Source organism: Prescottella agglutinans (genome assembly GCF_004011865.1).
GTDB classification, from domain to species: Bacteria; Actinomycetota; Actinomycetes; order Mycobacteriales; family Mycobacteriaceae; genus Prescottella; species Prescottella agglutinans.
Window position 1 is genome coordinate 263,711 of the sequence record NZ_RKLP01000006.1, and the last position, 25,498, is coordinate 289,208.

Below are 25,498 nucleotides of genomic sequence, written 5' to 3' on the forward strand. Positions count from 1 at the left end.
GCTCAGCTACCGGGGGCTCGTGTCTTCGCGAAGTCGTATGCCGCGAGCGGGCCGAGAACGCTGAGATCGACTCGGCCCTCCCACTCCTGGTTCAGGCGCTCCACCGTCTTGTCCAGAGCATCGACGTTGTCCGCGGCAATCAGGACGGCCACCGAACCGGCATCCTCGTCATCGGTCACGTCACGGACCCTCACGTCCTCGGCCACCTGTTCGAGTGCCTCGAGAAGCTGCTGTGTGTCCTGCCCTCGTTTGGTTTCCAACTCCTGTGCGATGCGCTCGCCGAGCGCAAGTCGCGCGTCGCGCGTGACCTCCTCTGGCTGGTCCCGGATGATCTCCCGGAGCCGGTTGGCCTCATCGTCCCCCGACAGGATCTCGCGCAGGACGGCGTCTTCGACGTACTTGCCCTTCACCACGTACTCGACGAGCCCCTCGAGTTGGTCGAGCGCGTCGGTGAACTCGTCGCGATAAGGTTCCAGCAGTTCGGACACCACCGCGTCGGCATCGGTCATCACCGCGCCGAACTGGAACGGCAGCACCGGTGCGACCGCGGCAGTGGTGTCGAGAATCCTGGCATGGGCACGTAGATCTTCCGGTGTCCCCACCGGGCCGTCCGGGTCGATCTCGCTGACGAGCGCCGCGATGTCGTCGAAGGTGACGGTGGACAGCGGGGCGGGAGGCGTGCCGATGCCGGTGGCGTCCGGCTTCACCTCGACATCCGCCGGCACCAGTCCGTAGACGTATACCGCCGTAGTGTGGTCGCCGCTCTCGGATTTCTGGTCGGTCATTGCTCGCTGCCTCCGCGGGATCGTCCTCGTGGCTGCTTTTCGCGGGCCTCTTCGACACTGCCGAGGAAGTCGGCCACCTTCTCGCCGGCCGCCTCGATCGCGCCCTTGGACTTGGATCGTGCGGCACCCTGGGTCATGCCGTCCACCATGTCCGGTAGACCCTTGGGTTGGGTGCTGGAGATCTCCAATCGATTGACTGCCTCGGCGAAACGCAGATAGGTATCGACGCTGGCGACCACGACGCGCGCATCGACGGTGAGAATTTCGATGCCCACCAGGGACACGCGGACGTACGCGTCGATGACGAGACCCTTGTCCAGGATCGTGTCGATCACGTCGGCGAGGCTACTGGAACTCGGGCCTCCGCCCGCACCTCCGCCGCCTTGCATGATGGTCATCGGGCTGCCCCCTGCTTCCGGCGTCGCCCCGTTTGCGGCTCCGCCTCGTCTTCGTCCTCGTCTTCGTCGTCGGGTTCCCGATCGCCTTCCCGCTCGTCGTCAGGCGCCTCGTCCGAAGCGGCGCCTTCCATGTCCGCGCGGTCGCGACCCTCTTCTTCTTCTCCTTCCTCTTCTTCCTCTCCGTCCAGTTCTTCCGGTTCCTCGAGTTCCTCCTGCTCCCTCTGCTCTTCCAGTTCCTCGGGCGGCACGACCTCGCTGTCGTGGATTTCGCCGTGCCAGCCCTCCACGTCGTCCGGGTGCAGCACCGTCTGCATCATGACGTGGCGTTGAAAGTGCTTGAGCTCCAGTCTGATACGGCGACCTTGTGCCCGCCAGATATTGCCGGTCTTCTCGAAGAAGCCCTGTGGGTGGTACTCGATGATCACCTGAACACGCGTCAGTCCGGGTGCGAGTTCGTGGAAGGTGACGGCGCCGTCCAGATAGCCCTTGGCTCCCTTGGAACGCCACACGATGCGTTCGTCGGGGACCTGCTCGAGGATCGTCGACTCCCACGAACGATGCGACCAGAAGACCTGCGCCTTCCACTGCAGTTTCTCGTCCGAGACCTGCTCGACCTGTTCGAGTTTCTTCATGAATCCGGGGAAATCGGTGAACTGTGTCCACTGGTCGTACACAAGATCGATCGGAGCGCCGACGTCGATCTGTTCGACGATGTTGACGATCTTGCGGCCCTTGCCCTTCCCCTTGCCCTTGCCTCCGGTCAGGGTCTCCTTGAGGTCGCGGCCCTTCTCCTTGATCTTGCCGGTGAGGCTCGACCACCCCGCCTTCATCGCGGCTTTGGCTGGAGATTCGCCCTGCGCCAACCCTGTCACCGCGGTGGCGAGGCCTCCTTTTCCGCCGCCGGCAGTGAACTCGTCGAGGTGCCCGACCGTCGACGCCACGGTGTCCGTCAGTGACTTCACACCCTTCTCGGTGACTGCTCCGACGAGGTGCTGGAGTGAGTCCTTGAGTTGGTCCGTACCGCTTGTCGACTTCTTCGCTTCCTGGGTCGTGGCCATGCCGTTCACCTCCCGGTGCGCCGCACCGGCGCGTCGTCCGAGGAGGCGGATCGCGAAGTTGTCCGGGTCTTCGGTTGGGCAGCTTTGCGGGTTCGGGGACTGCTACTCCGAGTCGACCTTGCCCGAGTCGATGTGGATCGGCGCCGTGGTGCTTCGGTGTGCCCGTCGCCGTCGTGGTGTTCGCCCGCTCGATCCTCGTCGTCGCGATCGGCGGCCGTCGACTTCTTCGGTCGTTCCTCGGACGCGGTTCCCTTGTCGCGGGCCGAGTCGTCTTCAGCCTCGGATGCTTCGGTGTCCTCGTGTTCCTCCTCGGGCGCCAGCACGCCGGTCACGCCCTTGGTGACACCCTCGGTCACCCCTTCGATCCGATCCGTCAGGGCGTCGATCCGGTTGCTCGCCGCTGCGACCGCGGCGTGCTTGGCGGCGTCGACCAACTCGCCACGCAAGCTTTCTGCGAGCTTCGATACCTCGGCGGAGTTGCCCAGTCGTTTCACGCCCTCACGTACCAGCCCCTGTGAACTGCTCGGAAGCCGACCGGTCGCTCCCGCGCCGGCGAGCATAAGCGCGGCCTTCATCTTGCGTGTGCGGCCGAGGAAGTATCCGGCCGCCACGGCGAGGGCGACACGCATGCCACCTTTCATGACCGTGGTCTCCTCTGTGGATTCAAATCGGGTCTCCGGTACCCCGACGGTCCGGATCGACGCCGACTCACGGGAGGGTTAACCAACGTGGTGGGCCCGCAAACACGAAACGGCGGAAAAGTCGCGGAGAGGCCGTAGGGCGCGGACGGCGAATGAAACGGCTCGAGAACGGGTATGCGCGAGGCGTTGGTGAGGAGGCCGTCATGACCGAACCGAGCGCATCGCGCGGACCGGACCCTGATCCGCGCAACACCCCCGACCTCGAGCCGGGCGGGGGAGTTCCTACCGGATCCACACCGCCGGCATCGGGAGGAACCCACAGGGTGTCCGAGCACGAGCCGGACACCCGTGATCACTTCCCCGCGACGGGTGTGGCGACGATCGTGGTCGTCGCCGCCATCGTGGTGGTGTTCCTCGTCGTGGTGGTGGGGCTCATCCTGATGGCGACCGGGGTCTGGTGACGGGCCACGTCTTCAGGATGCCGCTCGTTCTTCGACCGAAGCGATCAGGTCGACGACCTCTTGGTCCAACACTGCCCGCCGCTCCGCCCTCACATTGATCTCGGGCCAGCTGTCGATCGGTCGGATGGTCCGGCCCGCTTCGAAGGCCGTCACGACTCGTGGGTCCACATACGAAGCCCGCGCTACTGCTGCGGTGTTGCCGAGTTCGGTCGCGACCGTCCGCATCACTGCGAGTTCGGTTCGGCGCAGTGCTCGGCGGGACCTCGGGATCTCCGTGTCGGCGAGGGTCGCCGCCGCGAATACCGTTGCGTTCCAGGTGCGCAGATCCTTGGGGGTGAACTCATCACTGAGTAGCTCATGGAACCGTTCGCCGATCTCGTCAGCTCGATCGTGCCAGCCTTCGGGCGTCCGATAGGCCAGAAATCTGGCGTCCGGAGGACGCCCTCGACGTTGCCGATACGAAAGGCGCCGAGATCGAGGAGCCGCAGCGCGACGTGAACGACCCTGCTCCGCGTCGCACCGCGGTCGGCGAGACGGTCGACCACCTCCTGCCGGAACGTCGGAAGGTTCGGCTGCAGCCTCAGGACCCTGTCGTACTTCTCCCGGTCCCGCTGCTCGCGCCACCGCGGGTGGTAGACGTACTGGCGCCGTCCGGCGTCGTCCGTGCAGATGCCCCGACGGATCCGCGCAGATCCACACATCGCGCCAGGCAGGGGGGACCGCCAGAGATCGAATTCTCTCCAGAGTCGCGTCGTGCAGTCGAGCGCCGGAGGCGTCACGGTACTCGAACCCGCTCCCGCGCCGGCGGCGCGAGATTCCGGGTTCGTCGACGTTGCTGCGACGCAGTCCGTCGAAATCGGTCATGCTCGGCGGATACCCGCGCGACGTCAGAGTCGGATCTCTCGACGTCCAGCGATCAGCGTTCGGTACCCCGTCGGCTGACTGCGTCCCGCATGCGGTCGAGAATGCCGGTGATGGGGCCGAGGAGCAGGTCGCCGGGAGGTTCGTCCGGTGCAGACGGGTGAGGACGGGTCGGCGCCAGCTTCTTCACGGACTCGACTTTGCGGCCGAGATCGACGAGTTCGTCCGGAGTGAAGATGGTCCGCATGTGCGGGAAGATCTCGGACTCCTCCTCCTGGACGTGTTCGCGGATCTCGTGCATCAAGAGAGCCAGTTCCGCATCGAACTGCGGATCGTCCGGGTCGAGGCTTTCCAAGCGTTTCATCGTCTGCTCGGCCTCGGCATGTTCGTGCTTCGCCCGTTCTGCCTCGGAGGCGCTGACCTTCCGCTTGACGGCCGGGTACACCTCCGCTTCCTCCGCGACCGAGTGCTTCACCAATTCGATCACCGTCTGGTCGACCAGATCTTTGCGGCGCGCTCTCGCCGCATCGCCGCCGGAGTCGTCGAGCCCTTCGAGTTCGGCGAACATGCGCTCGACTTTGCGGTGGTCCTCGGTGAGAAGCTCGATCACGTCTGGTTCTCCTCGTGGAGCCATCAGGGTCTCCTCTCGCTGGTTCTGATTGTGGGTGTCGTGCTTCGGGGGACGGTCGGCCGGAACCCGGATCGGCAACCCGACCCGAGTTGGGACTGTGTGGTCACTGTGTGGTCAGTACCAGTAGCGGCGGCCTCCGACCGCGCGTCCGGTGGCTCCCAGCAGCGCGAGAATGGCGCCGACAACGACCAGTACGATGCCGATGATCCAGATGATCTGGATCCCGGTCAGGAAGCCGATGAGAAGCAAGATCAAACCCAGGATGATCATCACCGCACCTCGATTCACGTCAGGGCGCGTCTCTCGGTTCGCACTTCGACGACACCCTTTGGCGGAGAGTTCCCGGCTGCCGGCCGGTGAAACATAGCAGCGGAGAGTCGGGTCGAAGCAGACATGATTGTGAGCGCACCCTCGTGGGTGCAGCATCCCGGTGCACGCATCGTCGTAGTTTCAGTCTCACGGCGACGTCCGGCGAGGAAAGGATGCTCGAGGTGAGGACGTGACCGGATACCTCACGGATCATGAACTCCAGAATGGTCGCCTTGTCACGATCACGACATTGGGTGAACTGGTGGCCCTGACAGTATCGACGCACGGAATCTTCCTTCGCTATTCGGCCGGTCCCGGCGCGGATGCGGCCGACTGCAGAAGCTTCGATCGCGAATCGGGTATCGACATGCCGGGTCTCACGGTTACGCCGCTGTCGCCCGAGAAGTGGTGGTCGCGATCACCGGAGGAATGGATTGCCCGGCGCCTGCACCGCTGCTGTGATCTGGGCGACGATGCGGATCGCTTCCCCTGGCTCCTCACCGGCACCGTGATCGGTCACAGCCTGGACTTCGAACCACTGGTCGCGCAGTTCCGGCCGCTGGCCCGCATCGAGCAATCGGTTCTCGACGAGGCGGCGTGTCTGTACGAGCAACGGTTCGGACCGTTTCGTTCCGGATACCCAGGGACGAACCGGTGACGAGGTCTGAGGCAGCGCACGCCGGAGGCCTTCCGAAACACAAGGGAGAGTTCGCATGAAGAAGCTCATTGTTGCCGCGATCTACGACATGGTCACTCCCGCCTGCCCCTGACCGTTCGATTCTCGACCCCGCAGGAAGCATGCACGATCGCCGACCCGGCACCGACTTCGACGCCAACCGGATTTGGCACAATCTTCCGTCATGCCGATGATTCAGATCAGCCAGACGCCCGGCCTCACGAACGAACAGAAGCGTGCCGTGATCGCCGCGGTGACCACGGCGTACGCGGAGGCCGCCGGGAAGGATCCGTCGAAGGTGTGGGTCACCATCACCGAGGTGCCGCGCGAGAACTGGGGCGTGGGCGGCGAACCGCTCGGATGACGGACGGCCGGACCGTCTAGGCCTTGCCGGTTCCGGCGGCGATGCCCTTGTCGAGTTGGGCGACCATCGCGGTGCCCAGCTCGGACAGCTGGGCCACCTGGCCGTCGTCGAGTCCCTCGAACACGAGCGCCTGCACGGTCCGGACGTGTCCGGGTGCGGCCTCGACCACCTTGTCGTACCCATCGTCGGTGAGGACCGCGAATGCTCCCCGCGTGCCGGGTACGGCCTCCCGCCGGGCCCACCCGCGCTTCTCGAGTCGCGTGACGACGTGCGACAGGCGGGACAGCGACGCGTTGGCCTGGCATGCCAGTTCCGACAGGCGAAGTCGGCGGTCCGGCGCCTCGGACAGGACCGCCAGGACGAAGTATTCGAAATGCGTGAGGTCGGAGTCGCGCTGCAACTGGGTGTCGAGCGCGGCGGGCAGGCGCGTGACCAGTGAGACCAGCGTCCGCCACGCCTCCTGCTGGGCTTCGGTGAGCCACTTGGTGCCGGTGCTGTCCTGCGCGCCCATCGGGTCGGTCTCCGATCAGTGAATGTCAGTGATTGCCTACAGCGTGTCAAACAGGTGCCGCCGCGTGCGCGCCGGGGAATAGGCGGCGTCCGGGTGCGTTGACTCCCATGTTAACTTGAAGCTTCAATAAAGGAGTTCACGTGAGCGACATGCCGGCCATCTTCCTCAGCCACGGCGCACCGCCGCTGGTCGACAGCGAGCGGTGGGTCGCCGAGCTGTCCGGCTGGTCCGCGGACCTGCCCCGCCCGACGGCGATCCTCGTCGTCTCCGCGCACTGGGAGTCGGCGCCGCTCACGATCGGTGCCACCGAGACCGGGACGCCGCTCGTGTACGACTTCGGGGGTTTCCCGCGGCGGTTCTACGAGGTGACGTACCGTTCGCCCGGAGCGCCCGACCTGGCCCGTCAGGTCGCCGCGCTCATGCCCGACAACGAACCGGTGTACCACCAGCCGAACCGCGGGCTCGACCACGGCGCGTACGTGCCGCTCACCGTCATGTACCCCGACGCGGACGTCCCGGTGCTGCAGATGTCGATGCCGACCCTCGATCCCGAGCGTCTGCTCGAACTCGGGCGGCGCCTGCGGCCGCTGCGCGAGCAGGGCGTGCTGATCGTCGGATCGGGCTTCACGACGCACGGGCTGCCGTTCCTGCGCGACCCGTCGCCCGACGCGGCCGCGCCCGGCTGGTCGGCGGAGTTCGACGCGTGGGCGGCGGAGCGACTGGCGGCCGGTGACGTCGACGCGCTGATCGACTTCCGTGCGCAGGCGCCCGGCATGCCCTATGCGCACCCGACGATCGAGCACTTCGCGCCGTTGTTCGTCACGCTCGGTGCGTCGAGCGATCCGGAGCAGATCGCCCAGCAGGTGATCGACGGCTTCTGGATGGGGCTCGCCAAGCGGTCCATCCAGGTGGCCTGAGCCCGGATCAGGCGCGGCTGCGGACGAACTCGAGTGCCCGGTCGGCGTGCAGATTCGCGCGCAGTTCGCTGGAGATCACCTCGAGTACCGTGCGATCGGTGTCGATGACGAACGTGCTCCGCTTGACCGGGGTGATCCGGCCGAGCAGGCCGCGCTTGACGCCGAACTGTGCGGCGACGGTGCCGTCGACGTCGGCCAGTAGCGGATAGTCGAACGACTGGGCTCGCGCGAAGCCGGACTGCTTCTCGACGCTGTCGCGGCTGATGCCGGCGACGGAGGCCCCGGCCGCGGCGAACTCGCGCGCCAGGTCCCGGAAGTGGCAGGCCTCCGCCGTGCACACCGGCGTGGAGGCTGCCGGGTAGAAGAACAGCACGAGCGGTCCGTCCGCGAGCAGTGACGTCAGCGTGCGGCGGGTGCCGTCCTGGTCGGGAAGATCGAATTCGGGCGCGCGATCACCGGGCTTCATGAGCGCCGAGGCTACCCGCGACCGCGGCCGTGATCGGTCCCCCTGGGATGATGGGTGCATGCGCGGCGAGTCCACCACCATCCCAGCAGCACCCTCGGCGTCCCCCGGCGGGCCGGCACCACACGATTCGACGACCACCCGCGAGCAGTTCCGCGCGCTGGCGGCCGAGCATCGGGTGGTCCCCGTCATTCGAAAGGTGCTGGCGGACGCCGAGACCCCGCTGTCGGCCTACACCAAGCTGGCCGGCAGCCGACCGGGCACGTTCCTGCTGGAATCGGCCGAGAACGGGCGGTCGTGGTCGCGGTGGTCGTTCATCGGCGCGGGCAGTCCGGCCGCGCTGACCGTTCAGGACGGCGAGGCCGCCTGGTTCGGCAGCGTCCCGGCGGGTGCGCCGTCCGGTGGCGATCCGCTGCTCGCGCTCGGGCGCACGCTCGAGCTGCTGCGCACCGAGCGCCTCCCGGACCTGCCGCCGCTGACCGGCGGCATGGTCGGTTTCCTCGGTTACGACGCCGTCCGCCGGATCGAGCGACTGCCCAGTCACGCCGCCGACGACCTGCAGATCCCCGAGATGGTGATGCTGCTCGCGACGGATCTCGCCGCCGTCGACCACCACGAGGGCGCGATCACGCTCATCGCCAACGCGGTCAACTGGGACGGCTCCGACGAACGGGTCGACGCCGCCTACGACGACGCCGTCGTCCGCCTCGACCGGATGACCGATGCGCTCGCCGCGCCCGCGCCGTCGACCGTGTCGACGTTCGCCCGGACCCAGCCCGAGTACCGGCGCCAGCGCACCACCGAGAGCTTCGGAATGGATGTGCGCCGGCTCATCGGCGAGATCGAGGCCGGCGAGGCGTTCCAGGTCGTGCTGTCGCAGCGCTTCGAAATGGACTGTGCTGCAGAACCGATCGACGTCTACCGGATGCTGCGGGCCTCGAACCCGAGCCCGTACATGTACCTGGTGCAGGTCCCCGGCGCCGACGGGCAGACGGCCTTCTCGATCGTCGGGTCGAGCCCGGAGTCGCTCGTCACGGTGAAGGAGGGTGTCGCGACCACGCATCCCATCGCGGGGACGCGGTGGCGCGGCGCCACCGAGGAGGACGACATCCTGCTCGAGAAGGATCTGCTCGCCGACGAGAAGGAGAACTCCGAGCACCTGATGCTGGTGGATCTCGGGCGCAACGACCTGGGGCGGGTGTGTGAGCCGGGTACCGTGAAGGTGCACGACTACCGGCACATCGAGCGCTACAGCCACGTGATGCACCTGGTCTCGACGGTGACCGGACGCCTCGCCGAGGGCAGGCACGCCCTCGACGCCGTGAAGGCGTGTTTCCCGGCCGGCACGCTGTCGGGCGCCCCCAAGGTGCGCGCGATGGAGTTGATCGACGAACTCGAACCGACCCGGCGCGGGATCTACGGCGGCATCGTCGGCTACCTGGACTTCGCGGGAGACGCCGACACGGCGATCGCGATCCGCACGGCGCTGATCAAGGACGGCACCGCGTACGTGCAGGCCGGTGCGGGTGTGGTGGCGGACTCGGATCCGGTCTACGAGGACACCGAGGCGAAGAACAAGGCGATGGCCGTGCTCAGTGCCATCGCGGCAGCGCAGACGTTGCGGCCCTTCGGGGGCCGACCGGAGGTGAGCAGCGGTGAGTGAGAACAGGACCGGCGGTCGTCGAGCCGTTGGGATCGCGGCGCTGTTGCTCGCGGTGGCGGCGGTGTGCCTGTGGGGCTCGTCGCGCATGACGTGGGTGACGGTCACGTCGTCGGACGGACTGGGTGAGGACCGGGTCACGAGCCTCGACGGCGGCACGTGGGCGGCGGCGACCACTCCGCTGGCGCTCGTCCTGGTCGCCGCGATCGCTGCCGCATTCGCGGTGCGCGGCTGGATGGTCCGGGTGCTCGGAGTCCTGGTCGCGGTCGTCGCGGTCGTCGCAGCGATTCCCGCCGTCGGTCTGCTGACCGGTGGTGCGTCGAACGAGCGTGCCGCGGACATCGCCGGCTTCGAACGTGTCGGCACGGAGGTGACGGCGACGGACGTGTCGACCGCACCGGCGCTGCTGGTGCTGCTGGGCTCGGTCGCGGCGCTCGCCGCGGCCGTGGTGCTGATCCGCAAACCGGCTGCGACCGGGGGGCTCTCGTCGAAGTACGACAGCCCGGCCGCGCGCCGGGAGGCGGCCGCGAAGCGGGAGTCCGACGGCGGGAAGCCGGACGAGCAGACGCAGCGCATGCTGTGGGACGCGCTGGACGCGGGGGAGGACCCCACCGTCGACGGCGCCGACGAGGACCCGACCAGCGGTGGATCGACCCCGCGGGCGGGCGATGTGAGCAAGGACACCGGCCCTGCGGGTACCCGCCCGGAGGGTGAATAACCGCGACCTCTAGGCTGAGTCAAGATCCGATGAGGTTCCTCACATCGGTATTGACATGCCGGAAAGGACTCGAGCCACGATGACCGTTCTCGACTCGATTCTCGACGGGGTGCGCGCCGATGTCGCCGCCCGCGAAGCCGTTCTCGACCTCGCCGCGGTGAAGGCCGCCGCCGCTGCTGCGCCGCCCGCGATCGATGCCGCGGCCGCGCTGCGCGCGCCGGGCATCGGCGTCATCGCCGAGGTGAAGCGGGCGAGCCCGTCGAAGGGCGCGCTCGCCGACATCCCCGATCCGGCGGTGCTCGCGGCCGCCTACGAGGCCGGGGGCGCCCGGGTGATCAGCGTGCTCACCGAGGAGCGCCGGTTCCAGGGTTCGCTCGCCGATCTCGATGCGGTCCGCCGCGCGGTGAACATCCCGATCCTGCGCAAGGACTTCATCGTCGGGCCCTACCAGATTCACGAGGCACGCGCCCACGGTGCGGACGTCATCCTGCTCATCGTCGCGGCGCTCGAGCAGAGCGTGCTCACCTCGCTGCTCGATCGCACCGAATCGCTGGGCATGACGGCGCTCGTCGAGGTCCACACCGAGGAGGAAGCGGACCGCGCCCTCGAAGCCGGCGCCAGCGTCATCGGCGTCAACGCTCGCAACCTCAAGACCCTCGAGGTCGACATGGACACCTTCGGCCGCATCGCGCCGGGGCTGCCGACGGACATCGTCAAGATCGCCGAGTCCGGGGTGCGCGGCACCGCGGATCTGCTCGCGTACGCGGGTGCCGGGGCGGACGCGGTTCTCGTCGGCGAGGGGCTGGTGACCAGCGGTGACCCGCGGGCGGCCGTGGCGGAACTGGTGACCGCGGGTGCGCATCCGTCGTGCCCCAAGCCGGCACGCTGATACGTCGCGCCGACAGGGACCCGACCACTCGTTCTCGTGGGCGTTGGGGCAGACTGGAGGGGTGACTTCACGCAATGACTCCCTCGTCTCCAAGGGTGGGAATCTGCCCACTGCCAGCGTCGGTCTGACGGAGCGCTCCGGTCACGAACCGGACCCAGGCGGCCATTGGGGTGTCTTCGGTGGGCGGCACGTCCCCGAGGCGCTCATGGCGGTCATCGAGGAGGTCACGGCGGAGTACGAGAAGGCCCGCTCCGACGATTCGTTCCTGAACGAGCTCGATCGCCTGCAGCGCGACTACACGGGTCGCCCGTCGCCCCTCTTCGAAGCGACCCGGTTGCGTGAGCATGCCGGCGGCGCCCGGATCTTCCTCAAGCGGGAAGACCTGAACCACACCGGATCTCACAAGATCAACAACGTGCTCGGGCAGGTGTTGCTCGCCAAGCGCATGGGCAAGACGCGCATCATCGCCGAGACCGGCGCCGGCCAGCACGGTGTGGCCACGGCGACCGCGTGTGCGCTGCTCGGTCTCGAGTGCATCGTCTACATGGGCGCGGTCGACACCGCTCGGCAGGCACTCAACGTGGCCCGGATGCGGCTGCTCGGCGCCGAGGTCGTGTCGGTCGAAACGGGTTCGGCCACTTTGAAGGACGCAATCAACGAGGCGCTGCGTGACTGGGTCACCAACGCCGACCGGACGTACTACTGCTTCGGCACCGCCGCCGGTCCGCACCCGTTCCCGATGCTCGTGCGCGACTTCCAGCGTGTCGTCGGGCTCGAGGCGCGCGCGCAGGTCCAGGCGATGACCGGGCGCCTGCCCGACGCGGTCGTCGCGTGCGTCGGTGGCGGATCCAACGCGATCGGCATCTTCCACGCGTTCCTCGACGATCCCTCGGTCAAGCTCGTCGGCTACGAGGCCGCGGGCGACGGCGTCGAGACCGGTCGCCACGCGGCCACGTTCACCGGTGGCACGCCCGGTGCGTTCCAGGGCGCGTACTCGTACCTCCTGCAGGACGAGGACGGGCAGACCATCGAGTCGCATTCGATCTCGGCCGGCCTGGACTACCCCGGTGTCGGACCCGAGCACGCGTACCTCAAGGACACGGGACGGGCGTCGTACGACCCGATCACCGACACCGAGGCGATGGACGCGCTGCTGCTGCTCTCGCGCGCGGAGGGCATCATCCCCGCGATCGAGTCCGCCCACGCGGTGGCCGGTGCGCTCCAGCTGGGTCGTGAGCTCGGTGAGGGCGCGATCATCGTCGTGAGCCTCTCGGGCCGCGGCGACAAGGACATGGACACCGCCGCGAAGTGGTTCGGTCTGTTCGACGACGAGGACGCCGCCGCCACGAGTGCTTCGAACAAGGAAGGTACCGCCAAGTGAGCCAACGAGAGTCACGCCTCGCGCCGACGTTCGCGCAGTGCCGGGAGGAGAAGCGGGCGGCCCTCGTCGGCTACCTGCCCGCCGGTTACCCGGACGTGCCGACGTCGATCGACGTGTTCAAGGCGATGGTCGATTCCGGCTGCGACATCATCGAGGTCGGCGTCGCGTACTCGGATCCGGTGATGGACGGGCCGACCATCCAGACGGCCGCCGAGACCGCGCTGCGCAACGGTGTGCGTCTGCGTGACGTGTTCACCGTCGTCGAGCAGATCGCCTCGGTCGGCGGCAAGCCCGTCGTGATGACGTACTGGAACCCGGTGCTCAAGTACGGCGTCGACGCCTTCTCCCGCGACCTCGCGTCCGCCGGTGGTCTGGGCATGATCACGCCGAATCTGATCCCGGAGGAGGCCGGCGAGTGGATGGAGGCGTCCGAGCAGCACCACCTCGACCGCATCTTCCTCGTCGCGCCGTCGTCCACCGAGGAGCGGTTGGCGATGACGCTCGAGGCCAGCAGCGGCTTCATCTATGCCGCGTCGACGATGGGTGTGACCGGTGCGCGTGACAGCGTCTCGTCGATGGCCCCCGAACTGACGGCACGCATCCGGGCGCACTCGGACATCCCGGTCGGTGTCGGCCTGGGCGTTCGTTCCGGTGCGCAGGCAGCGGAGATCGCGTCGTACGCGGACGCCGTGATCGTCGGTTCGGCGATCGTCTCGGCGGTGGAGCAGGGCCTCGATGCAGTGCGCGCGATCACTGCCGAACTCGCGGAGGGTGTGCGCTCGGCTACCGTGGCCCGGTGACTCCGATGGCGACCTCGACGCAAATCCTCGCTTACATCCCGAGCCCACCGCAGGGCGTGTGGTACGTGGGGCCGCTGGCCCTGCGCGCCTACGCGCTGTGCATCATCGCCGGCATCATCGTCGCGATCGTGTGGGGCGATCGGCGTTGGGTCGCCCGTGGTGGTGAGAAGGGCACCGTCCTGGACATCGCGGTCTGGGCGGTGCCGTTCGGCCTGATCGGTGGCCGCCTGTATCACGTGATGACGGACTGGCCGACGTACTTCGGCCCCGGCGGCAACCCGGTCGACGCGCTCAAGATCTGGCAGGGCGGCCTGGGGATCTGGGGTGCGGTGGCACTCGGCGCCGTCGGCGCCTGGATCGGCTGCCGGCGCCGCGGCATTCCGTTGCCCGCGTTCGGCGACGCGATCGCGCCGGGCATCATCCTCGCGCAGGCGATCGGGCGTCTCGGCAACTGGTTCAACCAGGAGTTGTACGGGCGCGAGACGACGGTGCCGTGGGGCCTCGAGATCTACGAGCGCACCGATGCGTCGGGTCGCATCAACACCCTCGACGGTGTGTCGAACGGCGTCGTGCAGCAGGTGGTCCACCCCACCTTCCTGTACGAGCTGGTGTGGAACCTGCTCATCGTCGTGCTGCTCGTCGTGGTCGACCGCCGGTTCAAGATCGGCCACGGCCGACTGTTCGCGCTGTACGTGGCCGGATACTGCGCGGGCCGGTTCTGGATCGAGCTGATGCGTTCGGACCACGCGAGCCACATCCTGGGCATCCGGGTGAACTCGTTCACGTCGGCGATCGTCTTCGCGTGCGCCGTGGCCTACTTCGTCCTGGCCACCAAGGGACGCGAGGATCCGGCAGAGTTGAAGCCACACTCCCGGGACGACCGTGTGGCCGTCGCACCGGCGGACTCGACGCCCGGCGACGACTCGTCGGCCGATACCGAGCGCGTCGACGGCGACCAGCCCGAAGTGAAGGGGGAGAAGAAATGACCGAACCGTTCGACTACGACGCGACCGCGGACGCGTCACTGACCGAGTCGACGTCGGGCACCTCCGCGGTGCCCCCCTCCGGTGGGAACACCGCAGGACCGGGCTGGGACACCTACTCGGGCGTCGGTAACGGCCCCGGCTGGGGCAGTGGGCCCACCTACCCGCCGCCCGCGGACAACCCACCGCAGCCCGCCTCCGATCCGGCGGAGAAGGCCGACGAATCGGGGGAGTGAACACACCGCCCGCGCCGTTCTCCGGCGCGGGCGGTGCGCATTTTCGCCATCGCTTCGGGTGGCCTCGGCGCGGTAAACTGGCCCGGCCGGGTATGGAACTCGGCAACCTTCACGGGTCGACAGCAGTGCCGGTGGACCCCGATCGATGCAGTCAGCACCCGTAGCTGGTGACCCCGCCAGGGGCCGCCAGAGAAGTGCGCGACGCGCGATGGTCCGCAGCGAGGCTCTCCGGAGCTTCCCGCGGGCCGGTGTGGAGGTGTTCGGTGCTGTACTCTCTGCAACCCGACTCACGCGGCCTGTACGTCCGAGATCACGAATCCGATTCGTGTGGCGTGGCGATGGTCGCGGACGTCCACGGTCGCCGCTCGCACACGATCGTCGCCGATGCGCTCCTCGCGCTCGACAACCTCGAACATCGTGGTGCCGCGGGAGCAGAGGTCAACAGTGGCGACGGTGCGGGGATCCTGATCCAGCTCCCCGCCGGTTACTTCCGCGACGTCGTCGAGTTCGATCTGCCGGCGCCGTCGCCGGACGGCACCGAGACGTTCGCGGCCGGCATCTGCTTCCTGCCACAGGACCCCGATCGCCGGGCCGCGGCGCGGCGGCGGATCCGCGCGATCGCGGAGGACGAGGGCGTCGACATCCTCGGCTGGCGCGACGTCCGGGTCGATCCGATCGGTGCCGACGTCGGCGCGACGGCGCTGTCGTGCATGCCCCACATGACCTACCTGTTCGTGGCGCCGTCGCCGCCGGTGGACGGTGTCCGGGTCGGCGGCGTGGAGCTGGACCGACGGGTGTACGGGCTGCGCAAGCGGGCCGAGCGGGTGACGCCGGAGATCACCGACGCCGGCACCGGCGTGTACTTCCCGTCGCTGTCGAGCCGGACGCTGACCTACAAGGGCATGCTCACGACGGCACAGCTGGCGCTCTACTTTCCCGAGCTCCGTGACGAGCGGATGATCAGCGCGATCGCGGTAGTCCACAGCCGGTTCTCTACCAATACGTTCCCGTCGTGGCCGTTGGCGCACCCGTTCCGCTACATCGCCCACAACGGTGAGATCAACACCGTGCGCGGCAACCGGAACCGGATGCGGTCGCGGGAGGCGATGCTGGCGAGCACCCTCATCCCCGGTGACCTCGAACGGCTGTACCCGATCTGCACCCCGGACGCCTCGGATTCGGCGTCGTTCGACGAGGTCCTCGAACTCCTGCATCTGGGCGGGCGTTCGCTACCGCACGCGGTCCTGATGATGATCCCGGAGGCGTGGGAGAACCACACCTCGATGACCGACGAGCGGCGCGCCTTCTATCAGTTCCACGCGTCGCTGATGGAGCCGTGGGACGGCCCGGCGTGCGTGACGTTCACCGACGGGACCGTCGTCGGTGCGGTCCTCGACCGCAACGGGCTGCGGCCGGGGCGGTGGTGGCACACGTCCGACGGGCGCGTGGTGCTCGCCTCCGAGAGCGGCGTGCTGCCGATCCCGCAGTCCGAGGTGATCGCGAAGGGGCGACTCGAGCCGGGCGAGATGTTCCTGGTCGACACGGCGGCCGGACGGATCGTGCCCGACGCCGAGATCAAGGCGCAGTTGGGCGCGGAGCAGCCGTACCGGGAGTGGCTGCACGCCGGCCTGCTCGACCTGCGGTCGGTGCCCAGCCGCGGTCGGATCCCGCACGACCACGAGTCGGTGATGCGGCGTCAGCAGGTGTTCGGCTACACCGAGGAGGAGCAGCGCGTGCTGCTGGCGCCGATGGCGACGGCGGGCGTCGAGCCGCTCGGATCGATGGGGACCGACACCCCGATCGCGGTGCTCTCGCAGCGACCGCGCCTGCTGTTCGACTACTTCGTGGAACTGTTCGCGCAGGTCACCAACCCGCCGCTGGACGCGATCCGTGAGGAGATCGTCACCTCGCTGCGCCGCGTGATGGGTGCCGAGCAGAACCTGCTCGAGCCGACCGCCGCGTCGTGCCGGCAGATCGTGCTGTCGTGGCCGGTGCTCGACAACGACGAACTCGGCAGGATCATCGACATCAACGCCGACGGCGACTGCCCGGGCTTCGCGGCGACGGTGCTGCGCGCGCTGTACGACGCGGACAGAGGCGGCGAGGGCATGGCCGAGGCGATCGAGGATCTGCGGGGGGCGGCGAGCGCCGCCATCGCGAACGGGTGCCGGACCCTCGTGATCTCGGATCGGGACTCGGACCACCTGCGCGCCCCGATCCCGTCGCTGTTGGCGGTGTCGGCGGTCCACCACCATCTGGTCCGCACCAAGGAACGGACCAAGGTCGCGCTCGTGGTCGAGTCGGGCGACGCGCGGGAGGTGCACCACATCGCCCTGCTGATCGGGTTCGGGGCGGCCGCCGTGAACCCGTACCTGGCGATGGAGTCGATCGAGGACCTCGTCGCGGAGGGCGAGTTGACCGGCGTCGAATCCACGGTCGCGGTCCGCAACTACCTCACGGCGCTGGGCAAGGGCGTGCTGAAGGTGATGTCCAAGATGGGCATCTCGACTGTCGGATCCTACACCGCCGCACAGGTGTTCGAAGCCATCGGGCTGTCGCGGGAGGTGGTGGACGAGTACTTCACCGGCACCGTCAGCCGCCTCGGTGGGGTGGGCCTGGACGTCCTCGCTCGCGAAGTGCAATTGCGGCATCGCGCGGCGCATCCGGAGAATCCGTCGTCGCTCGTGCACCGTCGCCTCGACGTCGGCGGCATCTATCAGTACCGGCGCGGCGGCGAACTGCATCTGTTCACGCCCGAGACGGTGTTCCTGCTCCAGCACGCCACCCGGACCGGGCGGGAGGACGTCTTCGAACGGTATTGCGCGGAGGTCGATCGGCTCTCCGCCGAGGGCGGCACGCTGCGTGGGCTGTTCGAGTTCCGGCGGGGTCTGCGCCCGCCGGTCCCGCTGTCGGAGGTCGAACCGGCGGAGGCGATCTTCGCGCGTTTCAACACCGGGGCGATGAGTTACGGCTCGATCTCGGCCGAGGCCCACGAGAGCATCGCGGTGGCGATGAACCGGATCGGTGGGCGGTCGAACTCCGGTGAGGGCGGTGAGGACGCCGACCGGCTGCACGACCCGCTGCGCCGCAGCGCCGTCAAACAGGTGGCGAGCGGCCGATTCGGCGTGACCAGCGACTACCTCGTGAACGCGTCCGACATCCAGATCAAGATGGCCCAGGGCGCCAAGCCCGGTGAGGGCGGCCAGCTTCCGGCGTACAAGGTGTACCCGTGGATCGCACGGACCCGGCACTCCACCCCGGGGGTGGGGCTGATCTCGCCGCCACCGCACCACGACATCTACTCGATCGAGGATCTCGCGCAGCTCATTCACGATCTGAAGAACGCGAACGAGAACGCGCGCGTGCACGTCAAACTCGTCAGCTCGGTCGGCGTCGGCACCGTCGCCGCGGGGGTGAGCAAGGCACACGCCGACGTCGTCCTGATCTCCGGCCACGACGGGGGAACCGGCGCGTCGCCGCTCACCTCCCTCGAACACGCGGGGCTGCCGTGGGAGGTCGGCGTCGCCGACGCGCAGCAGACGCTGGTGCTCAACGGGCTGCGCGACCGGATCACGATGCAGTGCGACGGCGGTCTGCGCACTGCGCGCGACGTCGTGGTCGCGATGCTTCTCGGCGCGGAGGAGTACGGCTTCTCCACCGCGCCGCTCATCGTCGCCGGCTGCATCATGATGCGGGTGTGCCACCTCGACACCTGTCCGGTCGGGGTCGCGACCCAGAACCCGGAACTGCGCAAGCGGTTCACCGGCAAGCCCGAGTTCATCGAGGCGTTCTTCCGCTTCGTCGCCGAGGGCGTCCGGCAGCACCTCGCGGACCTCGGCTTCCACAGCGTCGACGAGGCGGTGGGGCACCCGGAGATGCTCGAGACCGCGGTCGGGGTGGCGCACTGGAAGAGCCGAGGCCTCGACCTGAGCCCGATCTTCGTGACCGAGGCCCCGCAGACGGGCGGCGGCGTCCCGCAGCGCCGACGGGTGCGCGCACAGGATCACGGCCTCGACCTCGCACTCGACCGCACCCTCATCCAACTGGCGGAGGGCGCACTGGAGGACGCGCTGCCGGTCCGCCTGGAACTGCCGGTTCGCAACGTCAACCGCACCGTGGGGACGCTGCTGGGATCGGAGGTCACCCGGCGCTACGGGGCCGCCGGGCTGCCCGACGACACGATCCGCGTCCAACTCGAGGGATCGGCGGGGCAGTCGCTGGGCGCGTTCCTGCCCCCGGGAATCACGCTCGATCTCGTCGGTGATGCGAACGACTATGTGGGCAAAGGTCTCTCGGGCGGGCGCATCGTGGTCCGACCGGCCGACGACGTGCTGTTCCTGCCGGAGACCCAGGTGATCGCGGGGAACACCCTGCTCTACGGTGCGACGTCAGGGGAGGCGTACCTGCGGGGGTTGGTGGGGGAGCGGTTCTGCGTGCGGAACTCGGGTGCGATCGCGGTGGCCGAGGGCGTCGGCGATCACGCGTGTGAGTACATGACCGGAGGGCGGGTCGTCGTGCTCGGACCGATCGGCCGGAACATGGCGGCCGGCATGTCGGGCGGGATCGCGTTCGTGCTCGACGCCGATCCCACGAAGATCAATCAGGCCATGGTGACGCTGCAATCGCCCGACGGTGACGACCTGCAGTGGCTGCGGGTGGTGGTCGAGCAGCACCTGCGCTGGACGGGGTCGGCCGTCGCGGCGTCCGTCCTCGCCGACTGGCCGAGGCGTTCGGCGCTGTTCACGAAGATCATGCCGGTCGACTACCAGCGCGTTCTCGAGGCCACCCGAATGGCTCGGGCCGAGGGCCTCGACGTCGACACCGCGATCATGGAGGCGGCTCGTGGCTGATCCGCAGGGGTTTCTGCACGCCGTCAAGAAGGAGGCGCGCAAGCGCCCGGTCTCCGAGCGCGTGCACGACTGGCGCGAGGTCTACGAGCCGCAGTCCGCGGCCGAGCGTGCCCGCGAGGTGGCCGAGCAGGCGAGTCGGTGCATGGACTGCGGCATCCCGTTCTGCCATTCCGAGAGCGCGGGATGTCCGCTGGGAAATCTGATCCCGGAATGGAACGACCTCGTCCGCCGGGGCCGGTGGGATGCCGCGGCGGAGCGGTTGCACGCGACCAACAACTTCCCCGAGTTCACCGGCCGGGTCTGCCCCGCGCCGTGCGAGGCTGCGTGCGTGCTCTCCCTGGCCGACACCCACACCACCGGGAGCGTGACGATCAAACGGATCGAGCAGGCCATCGCCGACACCGCGTGGGAGAAGGGTGACGTGGGTCCCGCGCTCCCGGCGCTCCACACCGGCAAGCACGTCGCCGTGGTGGGCTCCGGTCCGGCGGGACTGGCTGCGGCACAACAGCTTACCCGTGCCGGGCACGAGGTCACCGTGTACGAGCGCGACGACCGGTTGGGGGGTCTGCTGCGGTACGGTATCCCGGCGTTCAAGCTCGAGAAGTCCGTCCTGGACCAGAGGCTGACCCAGATGCGGGTGGAGGGAACACATTTCGTCACGGATGTCGAGGTGGGAGTGGAGCTCCCGGTGTCGTCGCTGAGATCGCGGTTCGATGCGGTGGTCCTGGCGACGGGCGCGCTCGAAGCGCGGGACAACCGCGATCTGGTCGGCCGGGACCTGGACGGTGTGCACCTCGCGATGGAGCATCTGGTCGCCTCCAACCACGAGTGCGAGGGCGACGGGCCGTCGCCCATCACGGCGCGGGGCAAGCACGTCGTGATCATCGGTGGCGGCGACACCGGCGCCGACTGCCTCGGGACGGCGCACCGTCAGGGTGCGCTGTCGGTCACACAGCTCGACTATCACCCGGCACTGCCGGCGGAGCGGGACGAAGCCTCCGCCCCGTGGCCGGCGTGGCCGATGGTGCTGCGCACCTCGCCCGCGCACGCCGAGGGCGGCGTGCGGCGCTACGAGGTTGCGGTTCAACGGTTCCTGGGAGACGCGGAGGGCCATGTCCGGTCGATGATCCTGGCGGAGGTGCGGCTGGGTCGCGACGCCGGCGGGCGGCGCACGATCGTCCCGGTGGGCGAGGAAATCGAATTGCCCTGCGATCTGGCCCTTTTCGCGATCGGTTTCGAGGGGACGGAGGGCGGCCCCCTGCTCGACGACCTGGGCATCGAGAGAAACCGGCGCGGATCGTTGTCGTGCGGATCGGACTGGCAGACCGCTGCTCCGGGCGTGTTCGTGTGCGGTGACGCACATCGGGGAGCGTCGCTGGTGGTGTGGGCGATCGCCGAGGGACGATCGGCCGCGCACGGCGTCGACGCGTTCCTGACCGGCAGTTCCGAGCTGCCCGCGCCGGTCCATCCGACCGCGCTGCCGTTGACCGTCGTCTGATGCTCACTCGGCCGTCACCCGGCGTTGGTCCGCCGAATAGAGTTCGTTCCTGAAGTTGACTAGGCTTTCCTCGTGACCCGACGCACGAAGATTGTCTGCACTCTTGGCCCTGCAACCGCCTCCGGCGACCGCGTTCGCGAGCTCGTCGAGAGCGGGATGGACGTAGCACGACTCAACTTCAGCCACGGTGAACACGCTGATCACGAGGAGAACTACCGGCGCGTGCGCAAGGCGTCGGAGGTGACCGGCCGCGCGGTCGGTATTCTCGCCGACCTGCAGGGGCCGAAGATCCGCCTCGGCCGGTTCGTCGAGGGCAAGACGGTCTGGGAGACCGGTGAGCAGATCCGCATCACCGTCGCCGACTGTGACGGCACCCACGACCGGGTCTCGACCACCTACAAGCAGCTTGCCGAGGACGCCAAGCCCGGTGACCGGTTACTCGTCGACGACGGAAAGGTCGGCCTGGTCGTCGACTCCGTCGACGGCGACGACGTGGTCTGCCGGGTCACCGAGGGCGGACCGGTCTCCAACAACAAGGGCGTCTCGCTGCCGGGCATGAACGTCTCGGTGCCGGCGCTCTCGGAGAAGGACATCGAGGACCTCGAGTTCGCGCTGCGCCTCGGCGTCGACTTCATCGCGTTGTCGTTCGTGCGCTCGCCCGCCGACGTCGAACTGGTGCACGACGTGATGGACCGGGTCGGTCGCCGCGTCCCGGTGATCGCGAAGCTCGAGAAGCCCGAGGCCATCGAGAACCTCGAGGCCGTGGTGCTGGCGTTCGACGCGGTCATGGTCGCCCGCGGCGACCTGGGCGTCGAGCTGCCGCTCGAGCAGGTTCCGCTGGTGCAGAAGCGGGCGATCCAGATCGCCCGCGAGAACGCGAAGCCGGTGATCGTCGCCACCCAGATGCTCGAGTCGATGATCGAGAACTCGCGTCCGACGCGCGCCGAGGCGTCCGACGTCGCGAACGCGGTGCTCGACGGCGCGGACGCGGTGATGCTGTCCGGCGAGACCTCGGTCGGCAAGTACGTCATGGAGACGGTCCAGACCATGGCCCGGATCCTCGAGGCCGTCGAGACGGATCCTGCGCGCGTGCCGCCGCTGACGCACGTCCCGCGCACCAAGCGGGGTGTCATCTCGTACGGCGCCCGCGACATCGGCGAGCGCCTCGACGCCAAGGCCCTGGTCGCGTTCACCCAGTCCGGTGACACCGTCCGCCGGCTCGCGCGGCTGCACTCGCCGCTCCCGCTGCTGGCGTTCACGCCGCTGGAGGCGGTGCGCAGCCAGCTGGCGCTGTCGTGGGGCACCGAGACGTTCATCGTCGACCCCGTCAAGTCGACCGACCAGATGTTCTTCCAGGTCGACCACGCGTTGCTGTCCCTCGGCCGGTACAACCGCGGCGATCTCGTCGTGATCGTCGCAGGATCGCCGCCCGGCACAGTAGGCTCGACCAACCTGATCCACGTCCACCGGATCGGGGAGGAAGACCACTAAGAGGGGGTACCCGGGTGAGTGACGTCGAGGCGGGCGTGCGTCCGGCACGATCGGCCGACCTGGAGACGCTGCTGGCGCTCCTGGATCTCGAGCAGATCGGTGAGGACACCTACCTCGGCCGACACCCGGAGCAGGTGGGTAGTCGGACGTTCGGCGGCCAGTTGGTGTCGCAGGCGTTGGTGGCGGCGGGTCGGACGGTCGACGGTGACCGTCCGGTCCACGCGATCAACGCGCACTTCATCCGGGGCGGCGACGTCAAGGCGCCGATCGAGTACCGCGTCGAGCGGCACCGGGACGGGCGCGCGTTCGCCAACCGCCAGGTGACGGCCTACCAGGACGGGAACGTGGTGTTCTCCATGCTCGCGGCGTTCCAGGACTGGGGTAGCGGACTCGAGCACAGCTTCGACATCCCCGACGTCGCGGGCCCGGAGGATCTGCCGTCCTTCGACGACCACATCCTCGGGTACGAGGATCGTCTCCGCATGTTCGTCGACGCGCTCAAGCCGATGCAGATGCGGTACGCGAACGATCCGGCGTGGGTGCTCAAGGGCACCGGCGAACGGCTGACCCACAACCGCGTGTGGATCCGGACGGACGGGGCCCTGCCGGACGACGCACTGGTCCACAGCGCCGCACTGGCGTACTCGTCCGACACCACCGTGCTGGACTCGATCCTCACCACCCACGGCCTGTCGTGGGGTCTCGATCGGATCGTGGCGGCGACCGTGAATCACTCCATCTGGTTCCACCGACCGTTCCGTTTCGACGAATGGGCGTTGTACGCAACGGAATCGCCGGTTGCATCCGGTTCGCGCGGATTGGCGACCGGGCGGTTCTTCACCCGCGACGGCCAGTTGATCGCAACCGTGGTGCAGGAGGGCGTGATCCGGCACTTTCCGGCCCGCCGGTGACCGCGATTCCGCGATGATGCTCCGCCCCGATGTGCCCGCTCGCTAGAATTCTGGTTCTCCAGACACGGCACGCCATCGTCGATGGGGGAGCCTCATGCAGAACGAACCGATCGACTGGAACAACGAGGTAGTCGCCAGTCTGATGTGGACGGCGCGGGCATTCGGGATCGCGTGCGTCTGCCTGGTGATCGTCGGATACCTCCTCGTCCGCCACACGCAGTGGGGCAGGCAGTTCTGGACGATCACCGGCGCGTACTTCACCGGCCGCGACAGTTGGCGTCAGTGGGCGACAGTGGCCGCGATGCTCTTCCTCACGGTGCTGGGTGTGCGGTTGACGATCCTTCTGTCGTATCAGGGCAACGAGATGTACACCGCCCTGCAGTACGCCGCGCAGGCCTTCTCGGGCGGTGACGCCACCGCATTGGGCGAGGCGAAGTCGACGTTCTGGCGTTCGATCGTCGTGTTCACGGTGCTGGCGACGGTCCACGTGCTCCGGTCGCTCCTCGACTACTACGTGGGGCAGGCGTTCGTGATCCAGTGGCGGGTCTGGCTGACCGACCGGGTCGCGACCGACTGGCTCGACGGCCGCGCCTACTACCGTGGCCGATTTATCGACAAGGGGATCGACAATCCGGATCAGCGCATCGAGACCGACATCACGAACATGACCACGGTGTCGCAATCGCTGTCGATGGGACTGGTGACCGCGGTGACGTCGGTTGTCGCGTTCACCAAGATCCTCTGGGATCTGTCCGGCCCCATGACGCTCTTCGGCGTGGAGGTTCCGCGCGCGATGGTGGTGCTGGTCTACGTGTACATCCTGACCGCAACCGCGATCGCGTTCTGGATCGGGCATCCGTTGATCCAACTGAACTTCCTCAAGGAGCGATTCACCGCGAACTTCCGTTATGCGCTGGTGCGGCTCCGGGACCGGGCCGAGAGTGTCGCCTTCTACCACGGCGAATCGGTCGAACGCGGAGGGCTGCTCGGACGGTTCGGAGCGGTCATATCCAACGCATGGCGAATCGTCTTCCGTACCTTGAAGTTCGATGGTTTCAACCTGGGCGTGAGCCAGGTGGCGGTGGTGTTTCCGATCGTCATCCAGGCGCCGCGCTTCTTCGCCGGGACGATCACGCTCGGCGACATCACCCAGAGCGCGGCCGCCTTCGGGCAGGTCTCGGACTCGCTGTCGTTCTTCCGGCAGTCGTACGACGCGTTCGCCGGCTACCGGGCGAGCCTGATCCGATTGAACGGACTGATCAGTGCGGACGAGCGGTCGCGGGCGCTGCCCGAGCTGCGCACCGAACGTTCGGACGGAGTCCTGGAGTTGTCCGCGGTCAGCGTCAACCTGCCCGACGGGCGCCCCCTCGTCGACGGACTGGATCTGCGTCTGACGTCGGGCGAGGCGCTGCTGGTGTGCGGCGCATCGGGAAGTGGTAAGACGACGCTGCTCCGGACGCTCGCGCAGATGTGGCCGTACGCGACCGGGACGGTGCGCCGGCCGACGGGTGCCGAGGCGATCTTCCTGTCGCAGTTCCCGTACCTGCCGCTCGGTGATCTGCGCGACGCGGTCGCGTACCCGGCGCACGCCGCCGATCTGGGCGACGACACCATCCGGGAGGCGCTGCAGAAGGTCGCGCTCGGTCACCTGGTGCATCGCCTGGGCGAGCAGGAGGACTGGGCGGCGATCCTCTCGCCGGGTGAACAGCAGCGGGTGGCCTTCGCACGGATCCTGCTGATCCGACCCCAGGTGGCCTTCCTGGACGAGGCCACGTCCGCGGTGGACGAGGGGCTCGAGTACCAGTTGTACCGACTCGTCCGCGAGGAGGTGCCCGAGTGCATGCTGTTCAGCGTCAGTCATCGCAGCACCGTCGACCAGCATCACACCCGCCGACTGGAACTGCTCGGCGACGGGCCGTGGCGGATGTCCGAGGTGGCGGTCAACTGATGTCCAGGCCGGAAGGCGCACGGCCGCAGGGGCCTTCGCGCGAAGACCGGCGCGAAGG

General features: G+C 68.3%; 25 protein-coding genes and 1 pseudogene. 16 read left to right on the forward strand and 10 right to left on the reverse strand.

Annotated elements, in window-relative coordinates:
• Positions 1-2 precede the first annotated feature (2 nt).
• Genes EGT67_RS13525 through EGT67_RS13540 form a run of 4 tightly spaced genes read right to left on the reverse strand, consistent with a single transcriptional unit; the run spans position 3 to position 2,870 of the window.
• Positions 3-785, reverse strand: coding sequence for a GvpL/GvpF family gas vesicle protein (locus EGT67_RS13525; protein ID WP_127916581.1), 783 nt, complete (start codon positions 783-785; stop codon positions 3-5).
• The gene (gvpJ, locus tag EGT67_RS13530; RefSeq protein WP_127916582.1) at positions 782-1,183 is read right to left on the reverse strand and encodes a gas vesicle protein GvpJ; all 402 of its coding nucleotides are present in this window, start codon (positions 1,181-1,183) and stop codon (positions 782-784) included. Before gvpJ ends, EGT67_RS13525 begins: the two co-directional genes overlap by 4 nt.
• Positions 1,180-2,241 carry an SRPBCC family protein gene (locus EGT67_RS13535; protein WP_127916583.1) on the reverse strand — a complete coding sequence of 354 codons (1,062 nt, stop codon included), beginning with the start codon at positions 2,239-2,241 and terminating at the stop codon, positions 1,180-1,182. The genes gvpJ and EGT67_RS13535 overlap by 4 nt, the downstream gene beginning before the upstream one ends.
• Positions 2,242-2,246: 5 nt before the next feature.
• Entirely contained in the window at positions 2,247-2,870 is a 624-nt protein-coding gene (locus tag EGT67_RS13540) for a hypothetical protein (protein ID WP_241566018.1), read from the reverse strand.
• Positions 2,871-3,085: 215 nt separating this feature from the next.
• Here EGT67_RS13540 and EGT67_RS13545 point away from each other — a divergent pair, with 215 nt between their 5' ends.
• Positions 3,086-3,343, forward strand: a complete 258-nt coding sequence (locus EGT67_RS13545) for a DUF6480 family protein (protein ID WP_127916585.1) — start codon at positions 3,086-3,088, stop codon at positions 3,341-3,343.
• Between the two features lie 224 nt (positions 3,344-3,567).
• Here the strand turns inward: EGT67_RS13545 and EGT67_RS25530 are convergent, their stop codons facing one another.
• The 4 genes and pseudogenes from EGT67_RS25530 to EGT67_RS25090 form a co-directional block, all read right to left on the reverse strand.
• Positions 3,568-4,044: a hypothetical protein gene (locus EGT67_RS25530; RefSeq protein WP_338324861.1), complete on the reverse strand. Its 477-nt coding sequence runs from the start codon at positions 4,042-4,044 to the stop codon at positions 3,568-3,570.
• A pseudogene (locus EGT67_RS25535) lies at positions 4,022-4,207 on the reverse strand (DNA topoisomerase IB); the annotation flags it as partial. The pseudogene EGT67_RS25535 and the gene EGT67_RS25530, both read right to left, overlap by 23 nt.
• Before the next feature lie 52 nt (positions 4,208-4,259).
• Positions 4,260-4,838: a hemerythrin domain-containing protein gene (locus EGT67_RS13555; protein ID WP_127916586.1), complete on the reverse strand. Its 579-nt coding sequence runs from the start codon at positions 4,836-4,838 to the stop codon at positions 4,260-4,262.
• 111 nt (positions 4,839-4,949) lie between these two features.
• Positions 4,950-5,105 (reverse strand): DUF6131 family protein, encoded by a 156-nt coding sequence (locus EGT67_RS25090; RefSeq protein WP_164877563.1) that lies wholly within the window; start codon positions 5,103-5,105, stop codon positions 4,950-4,952.
• A 229-nt stretch (positions 5,106-5,334) separates the two neighbouring features.
• Between EGT67_RS25090 and EGT67_RS13560 the strand changes: the two genes are divergently transcribed.
• Both EGT67_RS13560 and EGT67_RS13565 read left to right on the forward strand, forming a co-directional pair.
• The gene (locus EGT67_RS13560) at positions 5,335-5,802 is read left to right on the forward strand and encodes a DUF6098 family protein (RefSeq protein WP_241566020.1); all 468 of its coding nucleotides are present in this window, start codon (positions 5,335-5,337) and stop codon (positions 5,800-5,802) included.
• A gap of 202 nt (positions 5,803-6,004) precedes the next feature.
• On the forward strand, positions 6,005-6,184 hold the full coding sequence (locus tag EGT67_RS13565; protein WP_127916587.1) for a tautomerase family protein: 180 nt from the start codon (positions 6,005-6,007) through the stop codon (positions 6,182-6,184).
• 16 nt (positions 6,185-6,200) lie between these two features.
• Here EGT67_RS13565 and EGT67_RS13570 read toward each other — a convergent pair whose 3' ends face one another.
• A complete protein-coding gene (locus EGT67_RS13570; protein ID WP_127916588.1) occupies positions 6,201-6,695 on the reverse strand; it encodes a MarR family winged helix-turn-helix transcriptional regulator in 495 nt (164 codons plus the stop codon).
• Positions 6,696-6,844: 149 nt separating this feature from the next.
• On the opposite strand from EGT67_RS13570, the gene EGT67_RS13575 reads away from it, so the two are divergent.
• Positions 6,845-7,612 carry a dioxygenase family protein gene (locus EGT67_RS13575; RefSeq protein ID WP_127916690.1) on the forward strand — a complete coding sequence of 256 codons (768 nt, stop codon included), beginning with the start codon at positions 6,845-6,847 and terminating at the stop codon, positions 7,610-7,612.
• Positions 7,613-7,619: 7 nt separating this feature from the next.
• Here EGT67_RS13575 and EGT67_RS13580 read toward each other — a convergent pair whose 3' ends face one another.
• On the reverse strand, positions 7,620-8,078 hold the full coding sequence (locus EGT67_RS13580) for a peroxiredoxin (RefSeq protein ID WP_127916589.1): 459 nt from the start codon (positions 8,076-8,078) through the stop codon (positions 7,620-7,622).
• 58 nt (positions 8,079-8,136) lie between these two features.
• On the opposite strand from EGT67_RS13580, the gene EGT67_RS13585 reads away from it, so the two are divergent.
• The 12 genes from EGT67_RS13585 (at position 8,137) to EGT67_RS13640 (ending at position 25,440) form a co-directional block, all read left to right on the forward strand.
• Entirely contained in the window at positions 8,137-9,738 is a 1,602-nt protein-coding gene (locus EGT67_RS13585; RefSeq protein ID WP_206612370.1) for an anthranilate synthase component I, read from the forward strand.
• On the forward strand, positions 9,731-10,453 hold the full coding sequence (locus EGT67_RS13590; RefSeq protein ID WP_127916591.1) for a TIGR02234 family membrane protein: 723 nt from the start codon (positions 9,731-9,733) through the stop codon (positions 10,451-10,453). The genes EGT67_RS13585 and EGT67_RS13590 overlap by 8 nt, the downstream gene beginning before the upstream one ends.
• A 79-nt stretch (positions 10,454-10,532) precedes the next feature.
• Complete coding sequence (trpC, locus tag EGT67_RS13595) at positions 10,533-11,342, forward strand: indole-3-glycerol phosphate synthase TrpC (RefSeq protein ID WP_127916592.1); 810 nt, start codon at positions 10,533-10,535, stop codon at positions 11,340-11,342.
• Between the two features lie 61 nt (positions 11,343-11,403).
• On the forward strand, positions 11,404-12,723 hold the full coding sequence (gene trpB, locus EGT67_RS13600; protein ID WP_127916593.1) for a tryptophan synthase subunit beta: 1,320 nt from the start codon (positions 11,404-11,406) through the stop codon (positions 12,721-12,723).
• A complete protein-coding gene (trpA, locus tag EGT67_RS13605) occupies positions 12,720-13,523 on the forward strand; it encodes a tryptophan synthase subunit alpha (RefSeq protein WP_127916594.1) in 804 nt (267 codons plus the stop codon). Before trpB ends, trpA begins: the two co-directional genes overlap by 4 nt.
• A gap of 5 nt (positions 13,524-13,528) precedes the next feature.
• Positions 13,529-14,509 (forward strand): prolipoprotein diacylglyceryl transferase, encoded by a 981-nt coding sequence (gene lgt, locus EGT67_RS13610; RefSeq protein WP_127916691.1) that lies wholly within the window; start codon positions 13,529-13,531, stop codon positions 14,507-14,509.
• Positions 14,506-14,742 carry a hypothetical protein gene (locus EGT67_RS13615; RefSeq protein ID WP_421958131.1) on the forward strand — a complete coding sequence of 79 codons (237 nt, stop codon included), beginning with the start codon at positions 14,506-14,508 and terminating at the stop codon, positions 14,740-14,742. The genes lgt and EGT67_RS13615 overlap by 4 nt, the downstream gene beginning before the upstream one ends.
• Before the next feature lie 263 nt (positions 14,743-15,005).
• Positions 15,006-19,592 carry a glutamate synthase large subunit gene (gltB, locus tag EGT67_RS13620; RefSeq protein ID WP_127916595.1) on the forward strand — a complete coding sequence of 1,529 codons (4,587 nt, stop codon included), beginning with the start codon at positions 15,006-15,008 and terminating at the stop codon, positions 19,590-19,592.
• On the forward strand, positions 19,585-21,090 hold the full coding sequence (locus EGT67_RS13625) for a glutamate synthase subunit beta (protein WP_127916596.1): 1,506 nt from the start codon (positions 19,585-19,587) through the stop codon (positions 21,088-21,090). The genes gltB and EGT67_RS13625 overlap by 8 nt, the downstream gene beginning before the upstream one ends.
• Positions 21,091-21,162: 72 nt before the next feature.
• The gene (pyk, locus tag EGT67_RS13630) at positions 21,163-22,581 is read left to right on the forward strand and encodes a pyruvate kinase (RefSeq protein WP_127916597.1); all 1,419 of its coding nucleotides are present in this window, start codon (positions 21,163-21,165) and stop codon (positions 22,579-22,581) included.
• A gap of 14 nt (positions 22,582-22,595) precedes the next feature.
• Positions 22,596-23,492: an acyl-CoA thioesterase gene (locus EGT67_RS13635; protein WP_127916598.1), complete on the forward strand. Its 897-nt coding sequence runs from the start codon at positions 22,596-22,598 to the stop codon at positions 23,490-23,492.
• A gap of 94 nt (positions 23,493-23,586) precedes the next feature.
• On the forward strand, positions 23,587-25,440 hold the full coding sequence (locus EGT67_RS13640) for an ABC transporter ATP-binding protein/permease (protein ID WP_127916599.1): 1,854 nt from the start codon (positions 23,587-23,589) through the stop codon (positions 25,438-25,440).
• Positions 25,441-25,498 lie beyond the last annotated feature (58 nt).

Coding starts and splice junctions, on each gene's coding strand:
- EGT67_RS13525 (WP_127916581.1), bottom strand. CDS start 785: ATGACCGACCAGAAATCCGAGAGCGGCGACCACACTACGGCGGTATAC.
- gvpJ (WP_127916582.1), bottom strand. CDS start 1,183: ATGACCATCATGCAAGGCGGCGGAGGTGCGGGCGGAGGCCCGAGTTCC.
- EGT67_RS13535 (WP_127916583.1), bottom strand. CDS start 2,241: ATGGCCACGACCCAGGAAGCGAAGAAGTCGACAAGCGGTACGGACCAA.
- EGT67_RS13540 (WP_241566018.1), bottom strand. CDS start 2,870: ATGCGTGTCGCCCTCGCCGTGGCGGCCGGATACTTCCTCGGCCGCACA.
- EGT67_RS13545 (WP_127916585.1), top strand. CDS start 3,086: ATGACCGAACCGAGCGCATCGCGCGGACCGGACCCTGATCCGCGCAAC.
- EGT67_RS25530 (WP_338324861.1), bottom strand. CDS start 4,044: ATGTGTGGATCTGCGCGGATCCGTCGGGGCATCTGCACGGACGACGCC.
- EGT67_RS13555 (WP_127916586.1), bottom strand. CDS start 4,838: ATGGCTCCACGAGGAGAACCAGACGTGATCGAGCTTCTCACCGAGGAC.
- EGT67_RS25090 (WP_164877563.1), bottom strand. CDS start 5,105: ATGATCATCCTGGGTTTGATCTTGCTTCTCATCGGCTTCCTGACCGGG.
- EGT67_RS13565 (WP_127916587.1), top strand. CDS start 6,005: ATGCCGATGATTCAGATCAGCCAGACGCCCGGCCTCACGAACGAACAG.
- EGT67_RS13570 (WP_127916588.1), bottom strand. CDS start 6,695: ATGGGCGCGCAGGACAGCACCGGCACCAAGTGGCTCACCGAAGCCCAG.
- EGT67_RS13575 (WP_127916690.1), top strand. CDS start 6,845: ATGCCGGCCATCTTCCTCAGCCACGGCGCACCGCCGCTGGTCGACAGC.
- EGT67_RS13580 (WP_127916589.1), bottom strand. CDS start 8,078: ATGAAGCCCGGTGATCGCGCGCCCGAATTCGATCTTCCCGACCAGGAC.
- EGT67_RS13585 (WP_206612370.1), top strand. CDS start 8,137: ATGCGCGGCGAGTCCACCACCATCCCAGCAGCACCCTCGGCGTCCCCC.
- trpC (WP_127916592.1), top strand. CDS start 10,533: ATGACCGTTCTCGACTCGATTCTCGACGGGGTGCGCGCCGATGTCGCC.
- lgt (WP_127916691.1), top strand. CDS start 13,529: ATGGCGACCTCGACGCAAATCCTCGCTTACATCCCGAGCCCACCGCAG.
- EGT67_RS13615 (WP_421958131.1), top strand. CDS start 14,506: ATGACCGAACCGTTCGACTACGACGCGACCGCGGACGCGTCACTGACC.
- EGT67_RS13640 (WP_127916599.1), top strand. CDS start 23,587: ATGCAGAACGAACCGATCGACTGGAACAACGAGGTAGTCGCCAGTCTG.